Annotated in this window: 18 protein-coding genes; 17 read left to right on the top strand and 1 reads right to left on the bottom strand. The window is 39.0% G+C overall.

Annotated elements, in window-relative coordinates; all coding sequences use genetic code 11:
• Position 1 precedes the first annotated feature (1 nt).
• From P5G61_RS21660 to P5G61_RS21580, 17 genes are all read left to right on the top strand, one after another.
• Positions 2–346, top strand: a complete 345-nt coding sequence (locus tag P5G61_RS21660; protein WP_024630845.1) for a hypothetical protein — start codon at positions 2–4, stop codon at positions 344–346.
• A gap of 22 nt (positions 347–368) precedes the next feature.
• Entirely contained in the window at positions 369–1,361 is a 993-nt protein-coding gene (locus P5G61_RS21655) for a hypothetical protein (RefSeq protein ID WP_024630844.1), read from the top strand.
• A gap of 82 nt (positions 1,362–1,443) precedes the next feature.
• The gene (locus P5G61_RS21650) at positions 1,444–2,427 is read left to right on the top strand and encodes a DNA adenine methylase (protein ID WP_029881003.1); all 984 of its coding nucleotides are present in this window, start codon (positions 1,444–1,446) and stop codon (positions 2,425–2,427) included.
• A 32-nt stretch (positions 2,428–2,459) separates the two neighbouring features.
• Positions 2,460–3,860: a DNA cytosine methyltransferase gene (locus tag P5G61_RS21645; RefSeq protein ID WP_024630842.1), complete on the top strand. Its 1,401-nt coding sequence runs from the start codon at positions 2,460–2,462 to the stop codon at positions 3,858–3,860.
• A gap of 100 nt (positions 3,861–3,960) precedes the next feature.
• Positions 3,961–5,244 carry a phosphoadenosine phosphosulfate reductase domain-containing protein gene (locus P5G61_RS21640; RefSeq protein WP_024630841.1) on the top strand — a complete coding sequence of 428 codons (1,284 nt, stop codon included), beginning with the start codon at positions 3,961–3,963 and terminating at the stop codon, positions 5,242–5,244.
• A gap of 33 nt (positions 5,245–5,277) precedes the next feature.
• Positions 5,278–5,688, top strand: coding sequence for a hypothetical protein (locus P5G61_RS21635; protein WP_024630840.1), 411 nt, complete (start codon positions 5,278–5,280; stop codon positions 5,686–5,688).
• Between the two features lie 360 nt (positions 5,689–6,048).
• The gene (locus P5G61_RS21630) at positions 6,049–6,486 is read left to right on the top strand and encodes a hypothetical protein (RefSeq protein WP_024630839.1); all 438 of its coding nucleotides are present in this window, start codon (positions 6,049–6,051) and stop codon (positions 6,484–6,486) included.
• Between the two features lie 253 nt (positions 6,487–6,739).
• Positions 6,740–7,339 (top strand): hypothetical protein, encoded by a 600-nt coding sequence (locus tag P5G61_RS21625; protein WP_024630837.1) that lies wholly within the window; start codon positions 6,740–6,742, stop codon positions 7,337–7,339.
• Positions 7,336–7,614, top strand: coding sequence for a hypothetical protein (locus P5G61_RS21620; protein WP_024630836.1), 279 nt, complete (start codon positions 7,336–7,338; stop codon positions 7,612–7,614). The genes P5G61_RS21625 and P5G61_RS21620 overlap by 4 nt, the downstream gene beginning before the upstream one ends.
• Positions 7,615–7,630: 16 nt before the next feature.
• Complete coding sequence (locus P5G61_RS21615) at positions 7,631–8,125, top strand: hypothetical protein (protein ID WP_024630835.1); 495 nt, start codon at positions 7,631–7,633, stop codon at positions 8,123–8,125.
• Positions 8,126–8,331: 206 nt separating this feature from the next.
• Complete coding sequence (locus P5G61_RS21610; protein ID WP_024630834.1) at positions 8,332–9,309, top strand: DNA cytosine methyltransferase; 978 nt, start codon at positions 8,332–8,334, stop codon at positions 9,307–9,309.
• A gap of 324 nt (positions 9,310–9,633) precedes the next feature.
• Positions 9,634–9,963 carry a hypothetical protein gene (locus P5G61_RS21605; RefSeq protein WP_024630833.1) on the top strand — a complete coding sequence of 110 codons (330 nt, stop codon included), beginning with the start codon at positions 9,634–9,636 and terminating at the stop codon, positions 9,961–9,963.
• Positions 9,956–10,297, top strand: coding sequence for a hypothetical protein (locus tag P5G61_RS21600; RefSeq protein WP_024630832.1), 342 nt, complete (start codon positions 9,956–9,958; stop codon positions 10,295–10,297). The genes P5G61_RS21605 and P5G61_RS21600 overlap by 8 nt, the downstream gene beginning before the upstream one ends.
• Positions 10,298–10,334: 37 nt before the next feature.
• Positions 10,335–11,423: a hypothetical protein gene (locus tag P5G61_RS21595; RefSeq protein WP_301248437.1), complete on the top strand. Its 1,089-nt coding sequence runs from the start codon at positions 10,335–10,337 to the stop codon at positions 11,421–11,423.
• A gap of 138 nt (positions 11,424–11,561) precedes the next feature.
• A complete protein-coding gene (locus P5G61_RS21590) occupies positions 11,562–13,685 on the top strand; it encodes a phosphoadenosine phosphosulfate reductase domain-containing protein (RefSeq protein WP_024630830.1) in 2,124 nt (707 codons plus the stop codon).
• Positions 13,686–13,787: 102 nt separating this feature from the next.
• On the top strand, positions 13,788–14,369 hold the full coding sequence (locus P5G61_RS21585; RefSeq protein ID WP_024630829.1) for a hypothetical protein: 582 nt from the start codon (positions 13,788–13,790) through the stop codon (positions 14,367–14,369).
• A gap of 22 nt (positions 14,370–14,391) precedes the next feature.
• A complete protein-coding gene (locus tag P5G61_RS21580) occupies positions 14,392–15,099 on the top strand; it encodes a hypothetical protein (protein ID WP_024630828.1) in 708 nt (235 codons plus the stop codon).
• A gap of 27 nt (positions 15,100–15,126) precedes the next feature.
• On the opposite strand, the gene P5G61_RS21575 is transcribed toward P5G61_RS21580, so the two are convergent.
• Positions 15,127–15,681 carry a hypothetical protein gene (locus P5G61_RS21575; RefSeq protein WP_024630827.1) on the bottom strand — a complete coding sequence of 185 codons (555 nt, stop codon included), beginning with the start codon at positions 15,679–15,681 and terminating at the stop codon, positions 15,127–15,129.
• Positions 15,682–15,702: the final 21 nt, after the last annotated feature.

The raw sequence follows: 15,702 nt of genomic DNA, 5'->3' as shown, positions 1-15,702 counted from the left end.
AATGAAAAAAGTACAGGACACTGAGATGTTAATTCTGAAGGTAAATCCCGTCAAATGGGAAGAGAAGTTCAAAGTAAAACAAATGATTGGAATGTGTTTTAGCAAAGTAGATGGATGTTATCGGGCCTACCCGGTATATTCCGACACAGATCAAAGCCATCTAGTAGATAGGTATACAGAAATGGATCTTATTTTCGCCCTTTCCATAGTTCGTGAGGAGAATCAATTTGATTCAATTCATGATTATATCAATGTTAATAATCGAGCTAAAGTAGCAGAGTGGATCAATCTTATTGAAGAGGACATTCGTTACGCGAACCTTTATGAAGCTGTTAGTACATACTAAAAACCATAAGGAGATGAACTGTATGATCACTGTACAGGACGAAATTTGGGAACAAAAGTTCAATGACTATAGCCAGTACTTTATCGGTGAACAATATGGTGTAGCTGCAAGTATCCGTTTTGAAGAAGATTTAAATCGCTGTTTAGAGCTGGGCCAATACCTGTTTAATAACAATTATATCTCGAAGGAGAAGATGATTGATGACATAGTCATTAAAGCTTTACTAAAGGGGACTATGTTTGAAAAATGTAATTCAATCGATGATTTACTAAATTTGAACTGTGACAGACAAGAAACTCAACTAGCAATAGCTATCCCACCTTCACATGCAAATTCCGAAACTGAAAAACCTGATACTGATACTATTACTCTTAAACTTCGTGTTATTTCTCAACAGGATTCATATTATCTGCAACAAGCTCTTAATGTAGAGAATAAGTATATGACCAATCAACAGTATCGTTTTTATCACGTCTCTGTAGACGACAGTCTTGATATAAAGAACATAACTGGCTTTGGTTGGTTCTATCTGGTTCGAGAAAATAATACAATAATGATCGTTACGCTTGAGAATCGTCAACAAAACGAGTATGAGTCGCGTTTAGAATTTCTAATCAGTTTAAGCCGGTCTCGAATTCAAAAGGAAACATCGGAGCATGTCATCCAGGTTTGGACAGATATTGATTTTGAATACTGTCTTAATATTAAAGCAGAGCATGTTTCGTCTGCTGAATGGCATTTAATCACCCAAAAATATATCTTGGAACAATTTTCACCTATAGATCCCGTCGATGTGGAGATAGCGCTCTATGACAAGACAGAAAGAATTACACTACCGGTTTGTGACGCTGGAGAGTTTATCTCCTCTACAGATAAAATACGTGGAAATACACTCACTTCAGATGCAGATACATGGGGGACAGCAATGAATGCTAAGGCGTATAGATCCCATGTGTACTTTATCGAGGACATTCAAAGGTATGGCGTAATAGTTGAATCGTATTATGTCTACTAACATCACTAAACAATAAAGAAGCTGAACATCTTGTTCAGCTTCTTTATTTTCCAATGAAAGGGTTGATACTTCAGAGATGTCTATGGAGCTGGTATGTAGGTTTTGTGGACCCTTAGAGGACACGCTTGATGATATTGATTCAAGTGAAGAGGGGTTTTGGTGCGATTACTGCGATGGTTTTACCTATTTCAATTCTAGTAATGAACACCGGTTCACCTTATTACTAGAAGAAAAAGGACAGAAGGAGGAATCCACCCCTAGGCTCGCTGCACCCAAAATAAAATTTAATAAGCAGCTTTCTTGCCTTCGGTATCCTGGTGGAAAATCAAAAATGATACCGGCTATCCATTCGAAAATCAGGGAGACAAAATCTGAATGCCTTGTTGGTGCCTATGCCGGCGGTGCGAGTGCCGAATTTGCACTACTTGAAGCAGGAGTAGTCAAAAGGCTAGTTCTTAATGATGTGGACTTCGGTATTTATGCTTTGTACTGGACGATAAAACATGCACCATATGATTTAATTTATCGGTTGCAATCTAGCTCATCACCATCCGAAAAGGACTATTTTAATGCTCAAAAAATCATTAAAAAGGATTACCCCAACTGCACAACCTTAGATGCAGCCTGGTATACCTTACTTGTCAATCGTTTAGCTTATTCCGGTATCTATAAAGCCAACCCCCTTGGAGGGAGAAACGGCGAAGCAGTCAAACGATTGTCCCGGTGGAACCCGGATCGTCTGATTCAACGAATTGAAAAGATTCATACATTAAGTGATCGCATAACTGTTCTAAATGAAGATGCATTACATGTCATTGAAGAATACTACTGGTCACTTGAGGGAACAACCATCTTTGTGGATCCCCCTTTTGTTGAAAAAGGTAACCAGTTGTATCGCCACTTCTATAAAAAAAATGAACATGTTGCATTGAATGTACTACTGGAGTCGCTGTATCAAGGAATGCCTGGCGCCGATATCATCGTCACTTATGATGATCATCCTTTGATTCGAGACTTGTATTATCTGCCGACAACAGAAAACATTCGTCGTTATTACTCTATCTAATTTAGGACCAATACACAGAGGGGGAAATCCATATGAATTTAATGCTTAAGAAAGTTTACAAAGTAACCAAGAAAGCGATGAAGCCGCGTCTCTGGCTTTATTCTTTAGTATGCGAAGCAGCTGGCTTTGAACCTGGACAAAAATTGTTCATAGCTACTGATGTAGATTCAAAACAAATCATCATACAATCAGAGCCTATCACAGATGAAGATCATGTCGTGCATGTGTCATCACGGAAGAGTAATGGCGTTTTACGACCTATTGTCGATACTGCGAAGGAAAGCTATCGAAGTATTATTGACGTTGAGAACAAAGTAGAAATGTGTGTCTTCAAGGATGATCACATGAGTAGGGTCTTCATTCGACCTCTTCATTTTGAATTATTTACTCAAGATTCCTTGGTTAGCAGCTCAGACAAACGGATCAGGACTTTCACCATCTGTAGTGGGGCAGGCATCGTGAGCAGCAGTTTTTCAGACACGGGCTATTTCTCATCTGTTGGAGCTATAGAGCTTGATGACGATAGTAGTGCCGTATATCGCGAAAACTTCCCGCAGAGCTACTTATACACTGGGGATCTTCTTGATTGTAACACTGTAGCTGAATCGGATATAACCATTGTAACGTTGCCGTGTAATGAGGTTTCAACATTGGGTTTAATGGAGGCTGGGATATTCAACAACCTTGCATTAGCAACAACGGAGCTAATCCGTAGTACAAAGTGCCGTGCAATTTTTATGGAGAATGTGACTGGTTTCTATTCCACTGACGCTTACAAAACGATTAAAGATTTACTTTCAGATGAGTTTCCCTTTTGGAGCGAATCAACGATAGAAGCGCATGATTTTGGTTCGATCGCACGAAGAAAACGAACCTATGTTGTTGCAGTTCGTAATGAAGAAGACTTTAAGTCATTTTCATTCCCAAAGACACCAAAGAGTATCCGAAAGCGAAAACTGAGAGATTACTTAGATGGCAAAAGAGTTTCCCATCTTTGGAAACCACTCCATAAATTCATGGAAAGTTTTGAGTCAAAGGCGGAAAAGAATAATAGTTGGAAAAATCGTAGTCTTGAAAAGACGTTCGTCACCCCTGAGGTCACAGAAATACAGTGCATCCCTAAGCGATACCGAGCCCAATCTGCATCAAGTACATATCTTCTTTCAGAGGATAAACAGTCCTTCAGATTTCTGACGATTGAAGAAATTCGGCGTATTCTTTCTGTTCCGGATTGGTTTGTATTTCCACCATATGTTCCAGAAACACGCATCTATGAAATGCTTGGTCAAAGCGTAGATTGTCGAATCGTTAAATCTATCGCAAATAAAATTGCGGAGATGTTTTTCAGAAGTAAAAATACTTCTAAAAAGACTACTTCGCAACCATTCGGCATTCAAATGAATCAGAAGGGACAACTCGGGTTTATGTTTTAAAACAGAACGGCAGACTAATCTAAACCACAATAATTCAAAACAGGTATAGCTTTTAAAGCTATACCTGTTCTATGTCTAATAAAATGTAGGAGGTTATGTATTGGCCAACTCTAATGTACAGTTATCGTTTGAATTTTTAGAGGATATCTTTCAAGATCAACCTCATTTAGTTCGTGACCGAAAATGTAACGAAGCCACACCGGTGGTATATGGTTACAAAAGCAACAGGATATACGGTAATAATACAAACATTTTTCCTAACGTACCTGGAAGAACGGATACACCTCATATGCAGAAAATATACTTGGATCATATTGATCCGTTGGAAAGTTATCATAAAATTTTTGTGCTTTTCAGTGGAGGGAAAGATTCCGTTGCTTCCGTATTAGATCTCCTTGAAAAAGGGGTTCCGCGATCTAAAATTATCCTTCTACATCACGACATTGATGGCGGATCTAATAAAAAAATGGATTGGCCAGCAACCAAACCATACTGTACTGCCTTCGCAGCAGTATTTGGTTTAGAAATTCGTTTCTCTTATCGGGAAGAAGGTTTCTGGGGAGAAGTGTACAGGCTAGGATCTAAGCGTCCTGTACAGTTTCAAGATGCTGATGCCAAGATGAAACGTATAGAGCCTGGAGCCTGGTCAAGGAGCGAGGAACTAAAGATGCTTCTTCAACGAGCTGAGGAGGAAGGAAACCTAGAGACTAAACAAACCCTTGAAGATGAATTGAAGAGCTACGGTTATCGCTATCGTTTCCCTGCTAAAAGCCCGAACTTGCAAACCAGATACTGCAGTAGTGCCTTAAAAATTGAAGTTAGTGATGTAGCTATCAAAAAACAATTAGATACTCAGGAAAATTGTAAAATCCTAATTGTTAGTGGTGAACGTAGGGGAGAAAGCAACAACCGTGCTAAATACAATATGATGGAACTTCACAGAGCACATGCCCCTTCAAGGAAAAAGAGGTTTGTCCACCATTATAGAAATATTATTGACTATTCTGAAAAGGATGTATGGGAAGTATTGAAGCGAAACAGAGTGATCCCACATCCTTGTTATGTTGTCGGATGGGGAAGGGCTTCTTGTGCTTGTTGTATTTTCAGCAGCCCCTCTCACTTTGCTGGAATAAAAGAGATTCTCCCAGATTATTACGAAAATATCGTACTGGCTGAGATTGATTTAAACTTTACACTCGATAACAAGCTTAGTCTAAATGAGTATGTGGGGAATGCGCCAAGTTGTGTACAGCATAATCAGCAAAAAGCTATTCACCAGTTAGTAACAGGTGAAATCACACCTTCAGACATCATTTTAGAAGATAAGGAAAAGTGGACCTATCCCGCAGGTGCTTTCCGTCATGGGATAGGCGGACCATGTTAAGCACAATACATTTAAATATTGGAGGACATATATATGATTAATAATCTATCTATTGTTGAAAACATTGAAGAAGCGGAAACCCAAGCACTTCATTTCGGACTTGACGTTACGGGTATGGATCCCGACAGTGTCATTATGAAGGTCAACGAATATATAGTTCTGAATGCTATTACAAAACCAGTTCCGGAAACAAACACAATTCAAATTGAGCTGTCGGATATTTTGACCTTAAGAAACGAGATTACAGATTTCATCGCGGAGTATCGTGTCTTGAACATACTTGCGGGTGAATCAAAAAGATACATCGTTCTCTGCAAACTGGAAGATGAACACAACGATTCTTATGATTTATTATTCTATGTTCTTGATGACAATAACAATTTAGAATTGTTAACCGCTGATGAATGGCCTGATGTTGAAAAGTTGTACGAAGAGCAGGTGTAATAACAGGTTGAGTAATCGGTAATTTTCATATAGAATGTAGTTATATTACATTAAATGATTTCCCTCAGAGCGGTTACACTGTGAACATGTATTAGCATGATGACAGCTATCTAATTTCGCATAGGACATATGGATTGAGGGTTAATGTGTGTACTTTTTATTCTGAAAAGATGGCACGAAAGTAAGTTTAGTTCAGATCGCCCAGTTTCTAATAGGGTGCTAGCTAATTACCAATTAAAATGTCAGTTCAGATTTAATTCATAATATACCAAACCCTTAACGGTTTTATAAGACGCTTAACTACTGAAAAGTAGCTAGGCGTCTTTTTTTATACATAAAAACGGAAGGAAGGCGAGTTCGATGAAGAAAACAATGGATTTTGAGCTTTTTCTCTGTGATGTAGCAGTCATTTTGCTTCATGGATTAAAAGATTTAAACGCCTCTTTGTACGCAATCAAAAAAGAGGAAAACGGATCGTTTTGGTACAGCAGCTATCACCCAGATTACGGTGATATTTGTGGACCATGGCTACCGGTGATGACGGATTTGGAACAATTGATGCTCCACCCAATTGATGAATACAAGTACAACGGAGAAAAAATCTCTGGTGTGAATCGATTTTACATTTTGGAGATGCTTCGACGGGGGGAACAAAAGAAAGAACAACTTCGGTTAGAACGATTGAAGTTAGCTGCAGCCCAAAAAGAGCAAGAACAGAAAAGAGAAAGATCCACCAAATCGAATCAATTTCGTACAAGGAGAAATTATGGACTACATCTGCAGTCACGTTTCAATTGAGCTACATTACAACCAGCTTCGTCAAATCGGTACGGTTTCTAGCCATGCTCTTCTAGATGAATATGAAGGTGTAGGGCATGTCTGGGAGGTTTACCCGGACCAATATGAAACTGAAGAGCACTTCTTTGGTTGGGTGTACGAATCTAAACGTTCACTAGACAGAATCATTATGAAAGATGTTGGTGATGGCTGGCTTACATTTCTTCGGCCAGGGAACCACCTTCAATAAAGGGAAAAACGAGGAGGAGACATTTTGACAACCGAAGTTCAACAATACATTGAAGAACGCTTTAATTGCGTGTACAACATTACTATCCCAGAGGAAGAGCACACTTTTTGGACGGGCATAGATAGCTATAATTGTCCGGTTCAATTCCGCTATAGACCTTCAGTTGGTCTGGAATATCGAACTCTTTCAGATAGTTCTTGGATCTTAGATAAATCATACCTATCTAAAAGCGAAGCTCATCGATGTACCATGGAGAACATTGCAGATGGTATAAGAGATGTTTTTAAGAAATATAGCCTTTTTAACAATGTGACTATATATTTCAATGGCAAAGCTTACATTGGAGATGGCGGGAAGGACGAAGTCCATGAATATATCGATCCTACGGATTATGTTCCATCACCGAATGTACATACCATTACAGTTACGTATGAAGGACAAGCAAGTTTAGCTATAAACTACGGTTTAATAAACCCGGATACAGGTGAACGTGATTGTTCTTTATTGATTGATCTGGGATCTCAATTGAAAAGGTTTGGCTATTATCTTTCTATGGTAGACCACTATTACTTCGTTATCCACTGTTTTGAGGATCGCGATTGTGTAGAAGAGGTGGGCGTATGAATAGACGGCAAATAATTCTACAAATGAAAGAAGTGGATCAGGCTTTAGTTAAGCTTGGAGAATGGCTAACTGATATTGCCCATGCCAACGGAAGTATTGAGCTTAATCGCTTAGCTTCAAATTGCCGATTACCAGGTATTGAGGCTATATTGGACCAACCTCGTTTGCTACAACATTTAACAATAACCGAAATAAAAAATCTCATTGCTATGGGAAACAGCAAAATCAAAAAACTCAATCAGCGAATGACGTTGGAGCTGGAAGCTTTAAATTAGTTTTCAAGGAGGATATATGCCAAAAGCGAAACTCGTTTCAGTTCACGTAAATAGTAAAGGACGATTGCAACTGTTATTTCAAAAAATCATATCCGGTACAGAGAAATTCTATTTTGTGCCGTTGGATGGCAAGCTAAAAACCGCGATATATAATCGCGGTTTTTTAGATGGGCGTAAACGAAAATTGAAATGTGACCGCGATGTCCCGCTTGGTGTGGCAAAGCATATTCTTGTCATCCCAGGTGCCTTACTGAATGATGATAACTTCCAACAGGGTGATTGGTTCGTGGGTACTCTGTCTCTTGAGCTACTGTACATGATGTCTAATGATGAAGCAGCTAGATTTATTGAGAACGAATGTTCAAATTGTGAATATCAAGGACAACCCAGCTGTTTTAACTTGTACCAATGCTACGAAGATGACAGGGACCAATATATGGATAGCCCTTGGTTTGATGTACTTCGAACTATTCGGAAGGAAAGGAAACGTAGCAAAGCATTTCCCGGTTAACGGGTTGGATGAACAATCTGGTATCTATACCACAGTGTTGAATATGATTGATACCGGACTGGGTCTTTAGTAATCCATAAAACCATTACAGCAAATGGACCGGGGTATAAGAAAGCCATTTAGCAAGTGTACGTAATCCACCCCAGGATTACTTGATTGGTTGCCCTCTTTAGAAACTGTGAGTTTCTAAAAAAGAGGGCTAATAAATGCAAAAACTACAAAACGAAAAAAAATTCACTGCTTTATCCTGTTTTTCAGGCGGTGGACTCTTAGATTATGGACTAAAGGATTCTTTTGACATTGTGTGGGCCAACGAACTCCATGCTCAGCCAGCACTATGTTATAAGCATAATATTGGCGAACACATTGTGGTAGGGGATTTCGAACAAGTACTCACTCAGTCGAGTCTTCCAACTGTAGATGTTGTCTTTGGGGGACCGCCGTGTTTTGACTATACCTCAAACAATATTGCTGCTAGAGGACAATTCGGTAGGCATGGTAAATTAGTGTGGGCCTACCTTGAGGGGATAAAGCGGATCCAACCAAAGGCATTCCTTTTTGAAAATGTGCTTGGGTTGTATCAACGATATAAGTCTGCACTTCAAGATTTGATTGATGCATTTGAGGAATACGGATATATCATAACTGTAGGTACTCTCAACGCATCAGATTTTGGAGTGGCCCAGAGCCGGAGCAGAATTTTTATTGTGGGTATACGAAAGGATCTAAATTTTCCATTTCAATTCCCGCGCCCACCATACATCCATAAGACAGTAGGAGAAGCAATTGGAGATTTACCGTTCCCTACAGAATTACATCAACGAATTCATATACCGAATCACGTGGTAACTTGGACTAGTCCAACGCCAGAGCGCATCCATGATCTAATAGAACATCCTCGCAATCAGTGGGTAGGGGTTCGGAGGTTAGATTGGAACTCCATCAGTCCAATGATAGGGTTTAATATCGGGAAGGATGGCCGAGCCTTCCTTCATCCCGTTCAAGACCGCAGGATTACTGTACGTGAATTTCTCCGATTAATGGGTTTTGACGATTCTTTTGTGATTCCGGATGACGTAAAATTAACAAATCAATATAAACTCATTGGAAATGGTGTTGCTTTTCCGGTGGCGAAGATTTTGGGGCAATCCATAGATCATCAATTAAGAGCTCATTGTGACTAATATCATGTTCAGTTGAAAATGGTATAACAATTTTGTATAGTGGATGCATAATGCTATTATGAAGACTCAAATTAGAATTCACTAAAATTCCGCAGGAGTTTGCTTTCTTTACGAAGTAAACGAATTTGAGTTTACGTATGAACTTGAGGCATCAATTCCAAGATGATACGAAGCAAATGTCTGAAACAATGAGCAGTAGATTACTTCTACCCATTAATAATTTGATATGAGCTAAAGTGCATAATACTATTTATTCAATAATTTTTATGAGTTTGCCTGTTTACGGGCAAGCTCTTTTTTATTTCAACAAAGGGGGTACTGAAAATGGAAGAGATTCCTAAGTGGGTCTTGGAATTAGCTGAGAAAAGTGAATATGAATATCACTTTCATAGGTTGAAAAAGATCATGAATCAAGACGAGATGTACAACCTGCTTGTAGTAGAAGCAGCTGAATTGGATATCGAAGAAATTGTAGATACCAGCTATTTCAACGAGCTACTTGCGTCATTTAATGCACTCACTGTAAGTGAGTTACATGAGAAATATGGTAAAGGTCAAATCAACAATACGATCCTTGCATATGAACAACTCAAATTATATTACGATCAGTACTTCAACAATTTATTAAACAAAGGAGAGGTATTTCGTGAATAATCAAAAAGCAGCAGTCCTGTGTATCGTTGAGGTGGATGAAGGACTTCTTCCATCTCATTGGTTTAAACTTATGAAGATCGCGGAACATGAATCTACTACAACTCAATGGATCCCCTACAGTTTAGAGGCGGAATGTAATTCAGTCGCCTATGGATTTATGCGGAACGATTTATTCGATGAACATTTTTTAAATGATTTAAAAAACACTCTAACCCCAGTCCTTATGGATTGGAACTTGGAAACTGCAAACGGAAGTTATACAACGAAAAGTGGCCATGTAGTTATGATGTTTGGCCATGTCGATCATATTAATTATACAAATAAAATACTATAATAGAGCTATTACAAGGCCAGTTAAGGGAGAATAAACAGTGAATAAGGACCTTAAATTTGACTATGTATCCAACATTACTCCTGCAGAGTTTGATGATGATGTAGAAGTAGTCATTAATACAGAAGATGATGAAATCGAAGCAATTATGGAGGAAACAGATTGGTTAGAGTTCGAAAAACCGAGGTTCAAAAATGTAAGAGCCAAATTAGGTTTGATTCTGGAACTCATACAACATACGGATCAAATATTACCGAATCAAGAGCCGCCTAGAACCAAATATGAAATGAATGGTGGTATCAAAAAGGCAATCCAACGGGGCGCTATGCTGCAGGAGGTAGAGGTATTCAATCTTTACTTCAAATTTCGTTCTCATCTTCATGGAGATGGGATTGCACTAATGTATAAATCACCAAGCATGAACAAAGAATGTATCATTTTACTACCTGATAATACAGAGTTAAGGATTGAAAAAGAAAAAATTTTGTATAAGAATGAAGCCTTTCAACTTGTCTTAAAAGAGCTAATGAGCCCTGACTCTCAAAGTTTTCTGCTGGAAAACTTGAACATGTTAAATTTACATGAGCGCTGTGCTCAGTCTTTACAACATGAATTCGGACATGTGCTGAATGTAAGGGAGTTCGAAACATTAGACATTATGCCTTATAACGCTGAAGCAATGTATACCTGGTTCGGCGATTTCGGTTATCTTGATAACGTCGATAAAAGATATCCGGTTTTTGGCGGCATATCTGTGTGGGACAAGCTACACGTGATGAAGGAGTCACTTGTTGAGGACTACCGCATCTCATTGAATATCCGAACGGATCGTGGTAAATTTATATTACCAAATAAGTTTGGCTTTTCTGGAGATTTTCAAAATTCGGAATTTTTACTTGAAGGAGTGGAACTAATGAAGCGAATGCTTAAAGGACAATTACAAGTCAACGCTCGTCGTCCTGCCTCCTCCTCTGATTACGATACAATTAAAGCCTTTCATGAGGTGCAACAGCGACGGATATCTTCAAACTGGGTTGCTGGAACACCTTCCATGACTAAAGATGTGATTTCTCGTGATCTTGAGGAATTAAGACGATCACCTTACAACCAGGTTGCTGCAACTAAATAAATCCATAAGAAGTGCACTTCATAACGAAGTGCGCTTCTTTTCTTTTAAAAAACAATTAAATGGAGGAAAGCTCTTATAAGAATTATTAATGAGGGCTTTTTGCCTTCGTTAATTTTGTTTATTTGAGCTGTTATTACTATGGAACAAGACACCTACAAATTCAAAGAAACGGTTAGTAAAATTAAACCTGTTCTGCATTTACACAAACATAACCAACAATCTGTTCAGTTATGGCGGCTACTAAAAGATGCCGGCTGTGTGTACTTCGGGACCGTTAGAAAATGGACTTCCGTATTTCAGTTATCAAATTTCTATGTTGCGATACATCATTTTATTAATGAGGAACCGATTGAAGAACTGATTGGAAAAGAAACAAACGTGCACTGGTCAAGTGTTCTATCGGAACCTGAGTACCATCCTTTAGCTAAACTAATAGAAGATTTGGAAGGAAATCTGCAGACACAATGTTGTGTGCCAGAACAAACCTTTATCGACGCATTCCAAAAACCATACAGTGTGCACCTTCAATCTCCGAAACATAAGTTTATGCTTTGGTTTAGAGTTTCAAGTGAGTTTTCCTTCTTGCTTGAGATCTTCTTTACAACTCAACAAATCCCCCCTTATGGCGTTAACCTCCCAAATGAGTGGCCAAATATACGTGTCAGACATACAAATGAGTATGAGAGCCAGGCTCTATTTGATATCACTGAATATCTTGTAGACACAGAACCTCTTCCAAAAGAGGCTATGGTGATTCAAGATACCATCGATTCTCAATTAATTGCGTATTCACAGGAAGCTGTAAAACGTATTTTTGAAGAGAATGAGAAGGTAGTCATAGCATATTCCGGAGGGAAAGACTCCAGCGTACTACTACAGTTATGTGTGGAATTTGTATTAGCGAATCCGATGTATCAGGACAAGCTTTATATTATCTCAGCCAGTACAGGAGTAGAGAACCCGATCATCGAGCAACATATTCGTACAATGCAATCAGTCGTAACGAATAAGCTTGATCAATTATTTATTAACGGATTTAGTATCGATCGATTTACTATAGTAGAACCCGAATCAGACCAAACTTACACGGCTTGCGTGTTTGGAGATGGATTCATTCCACCATCAGCAACATTTAAGTGGTGCGTTGAGCGACTTAAAATAAACCCAGGACAAAATGATTTACTTGAACGCTTCTCTAACAATGAGTTAGTCTGCCAGGTCCTCGGAGTGAGATCAGCTGAATCCAGTAATCGATCTAAGTCCATTGAACACCATTTTAGCAATGATTTTTATGGTGTACATGTTTTGAGAGGGGGATTAAGAACTGCGCCCCCGATACGCCATTGGACCGCTGCTGATGTGGCCACTTACTTAGTCCGGACTCCAGCTCCTTGGAACGAAGAGTACTCCAATCACAATCTTATCAATATCTACGGGCTTGCTTCAGGAATGATGGAGTGCCCCATTGGAGCCATCATCCAGAATGAAAATGATGCCGTCAAAGGGTGTTCCGGATCTTCTGCCCGCTTTGGCTGCTGGGCATGCACAGTCGTTAAAGAGGATAAGTCATTAAGTAATCTCGTTGATGCATATCCTGAAGAGCTGGGTCCTCATTACAAAATGAGGAGGCTATTAAAAGGTGTACAAGAAATTCGATATGGTGGCTGTACAGGGTATTACCGAAACAGAGGTGGTTTTAGTACCGGTTATGGGGATTTAACCATCGATATACGCACGATTCTTCTTACATTCTGGAGAGAATACAATCTGCCCCTTTCTCAAATTGAGGTGGTAGAAATCATCAAGAAAGTTAAGGCCCGTGAGCTTCCGGAAGGATTGGCGATATCCCATCGTTTTTGGGAGATCATTCATCGATTCTTTCCCCATGATCCAGGTCCATTCTCATCAGCCATGTTCCATGCTACATGGGAACCACGATTTCTAATCGATGAAAACAACAACAAAGTGAAACTCGAAACCGTTGGTGTTGATCGTGTGAGTCATGGTGATATAGCATGGGCAGAACGGTACCAGGCTGTGTGTATGGCTGCCAGATCGATTCAGCCTGAAGATGACATTCAGATGGTTGTGAAAGGGATGATGATCGCAGGGAAAGCTGTCCAGGTGCTATATACCAAGAGTAGACCCCAATCGGTAATTTTAAATCTTCCGCAGGGACACACAGAAATTAAAATTCCATTAATCTCGGAAATCTACGTAATTCCTAAATCTAATTTTTATCAAGATTCATGGAATTTCTAAATTAAACTCTACACTGATACATTCAGCACCAAAAAGTCCTTAATAGGCTGTTACTAGCCATTAAGGACTTTTTTTATTTTCTATAAGAGAGGAATGTTCATCATGAACTCAACAGAATTTATGGTACAGCCTTGCTTAAACGAGGAGTTTTTCCCCGACATATGTTCTGTCCGTTATCCAGGTAACCGGGTGGTATATACAACAATTGATGGTCTAACCCAAAGATATGGTATTTCCAAAGGCTGCAACGGTTATGACCATGTTGCGGTACAAATGGAGGACAACTTAACTACCATATTTGTGCAGTCTGATCGTCTACAGCTAGCTGATGCAAATGAAGAACATCCACTAGAAGTACCTTTACAAGAAATTAGAAGATACCTGCAGCTGTATCCCTATCCAGGTAATGAGAGCGTTGAGGAGATACTGCTTTATGGGAGCTCATTTCACTATGAGCCTTTATACTTTTTCTTCAATCAAAAGTTTTCAATACTTTTAGGCCGTCCGGATTTCGATTGGTTATTGGGCGCAGAAAAATATCCATATTGGAAACGTTTATTTGAGTGTTTTACTAAACTATCATTACCAAATCACTGTTCACCTGAAGATTTGCTTGAGCTGTTCATTTTAAACAGTTCTGACCATAAAGAATTGCTACTGGATCAAATTGAATTCCAATATTAATCGATAATTGGAGGGACTAACTATGGAACAGATGACTTTAGAAGATACCGCTGCTCAATTAACAAACACTCTAACACACCGGACTCAAATATATGAATCTTACCTCATGCTTCACCAAATGAGTCAATGGAGCGGAAAAACAGGATCCGTCTGTTATGAGGATGAGAATATTGAGTTCTCGATTCCCATTGTTCTTGATCACATGTGGTATTCGAGAGTGCTTCTTGATACAAGTATTCCCTCGCCAATTAAATGGGGAAGAAAGCGAGCATATATGAATTTGCGTAAACCGGTACATTCTTTATTGGAATATGAGGAGAAGTACTTGTTTGAAGGTTATTTTGATTATGAATCTAATTCAAAAGCATATTTTAAAGTGAGCGATATTCCTGCTGCAGATCCTCCACTATGTATGTTTCCAGAAACCTATGATAACGTTAATATGCCCATAGAAGAAGTTCAGAATCGGTTAATTGGAGTGACTATGCAAGCATATTTCAGTGAATTACAAAGTTGGGTAACAGGAATATTGAGTCAGCCCTTCAATCTTTGCTCCATAGCCATGAAACGAAAAACACTATATCTAGTGGGAAGTGAGGGAATAAGTATCGTTATCAAAGGCATTAAGGACATCCGATCATATAGTGACCGAGTGATATTTATCTTTCAAGATAAGAAGAAAAAAGAGCGAAGACTGACCTTGTGTAGTATGTACTGCGACCCCCGATAAAACGTAAATAAAGAGGTGTCCCAAGATTTATTCTTGAGGCGCCTCTTTTTCATTTTTAGTTTTTTTGGTTTTTCTATCTTTCTTTGCTACTTTTTCAAGCTGTTTAGGTTCATAGTATGCCCGCATTACAAGTTCGTGTACTTTTATATATCTCCCGCTATTCACGATAAGCCCCATATCTTCAAATTCCCTGAGCTTCCCAAGATGCCGATCTTGCTTAATCGTTCCTGGCCGCAATCCCCATTTAGATTCAGCTTCATTGGTAACCATCACTTTATCCATAGCAGACATGCAATTAGTACAGAGGGTCATGTGAAGAGGCTTCATCTTATTGTACTGATAATTGAGTAGGACCGGTTCCTCATGTTCCTTGATCCAGTTTTGACACTGGCTACATTGTTTTTCTGATTTAAGAAAAGTGAAACGTTCCAACCTGAAACGTAGGTCGTTTAATTGATGGTTAAGTAGACTCTGAACAATATAATTAATGTCACTAGGTAAATTACTGCTAATATCCTCATAAACCGCTATATTAGCTTCAAGTTCTTCGATCTTTTTCCGCATGTCGTCTACGATGGCCAAATCTGAATACCTCCAAACTTC

Source organism: Paenibacillus vandeheii, from assembly GCF_030433635.1.
In the GTDB taxonomy this organism is placed as follows: Bacteria; Bacillota; Bacilli; order Paenibacillales; family Paenibacillaceae; genus Paenibacillus; species Paenibacillus vandeheii.
This window is presented reverse-complemented; position numbering and strand designations above follow the sequence as displayed.

Coding starts and splice junctions, on each gene's coding strand:
- P5G61_RS21585 (WP_024630829.1), top strand. CDS start 13,788: ATGAACTCAACAGAATTTATGGTACAGCCTTGCTTAAACGAGGAGTTT.
- P5G61_RS21645 (WP_024630842.1), top strand. CDS start 2,460: ATGAATTTAATGCTTAAGAAAGTTTACAAAGTAACCAAGAAAGCGATG.
- P5G61_RS21610 (WP_024630834.1), top strand. CDS start 8,332: ATGCAAAAACTACAAAACGAAAAAAAATTCACTGCTTTATCCTGTTTT.
- P5G61_RS21620 (WP_024630836.1), top strand. CDS start 7,336: ATGAATAGACGGCAAATAATTCTACAAATGAAAGAAGTGGATCAGGCT.
- P5G61_RS21605 (WP_024630833.1), top strand. CDS start 9,634: ATGGAAGAGATTCCTAAGTGGGTCTTGGAATTAGCTGAGAAAAGTGAA.
- P5G61_RS21580 (WP_024630828.1), top strand. CDS start 14,392: ATGGAACAGATGACTTTAGAAGATACCGCTGCTCAATTAACAAACACT.
- P5G61_RS21660 (WP_024630845.1), top strand. CDS start 2: ATGAAAAAAGTACAGGACACTGAGATGTTAATTCTGAAGGTAAATCCC.
- P5G61_RS21650 (WP_029881003.1), top strand. CDS start 1,444: ATGGAGCTGGTATGTAGGTTTTGTGGACCCTTAGAGGACACGCTTGAT.
- P5G61_RS21630 (WP_024630839.1), top strand. CDS start 6,049: ATGAAGAAAACAATGGATTTTGAGCTTTTTCTCTGTGATGTAGCAGTC.
- P5G61_RS21590 (WP_024630830.1), top strand. CDS start 11,562: ATGGAACAAGACACCTACAAATTCAAAGAAACGGTTAGTAAAATTAAA.
- P5G61_RS21615 (WP_024630835.1), top strand. CDS start 7,631: ATGCCAAAAGCGAAACTCGTTTCAGTTCACGTAAATAGTAAAGGACGA.
- P5G61_RS21635 (WP_024630840.1), top strand. CDS start 5,278: ATGATTAATAATCTATCTATTGTTGAAAACATTGAAGAAGCGGAAACC.
- P5G61_RS21655 (WP_024630844.1), top strand. CDS start 369: ATGATCACTGTACAGGACGAAATTTGGGAACAAAAGTTCAATGACTAT.